This is a genomic window from Streptomyces sp. SID3343 (genome assembly GCF_009865215.1).
Lineage (GTDB): Bacteria > Actinomycetota > Actinomycetes > Streptomycetales > Streptomycetaceae > Embleya.
The window spans coordinates 1-225 of record NZ_WWJX01000373.1 but is presented as its reverse complement, the minus strand read 5'-3'; the positions used below and the strand labels follow the sequence as shown (position 1 = coordinate 225).

At 69.8% G+C, this 225-nt stretch carries 1 pseudogene; it reads left to right on the top strand.

Annotated features, from left to right (window positions below):
• Nucleotides 1–24: 24 nt before the first annotated feature.
• A pseudogene (locus GT354_RS12295) lies at nucleotides 25–225 on the top strand (PaaX family transcriptional regulator); the annotation flags it as partial.

Below are 225 nucleotides of genomic sequence, written 5' to 3'. Positions count from 1 at the left end.
CAGGAGTGATCCGTACGACCTAAGATGATCAACGTGTCCGACCAGCATGCACCACGGTCTCTCATCGTCACGCTCTACGGCGCGTACGGCCGCTTCGTCCCGGGCCCCGTGCCGGTAGCCGAACTGATCCGGCTGCTGGCCGCGGCCGGCGTGGACGCCCCGTCCGTCCGCTCCTCGGTGTCGCGGCTCAAGAGACGCGGACTGCTCGTGCCGGCCCGCACCGCC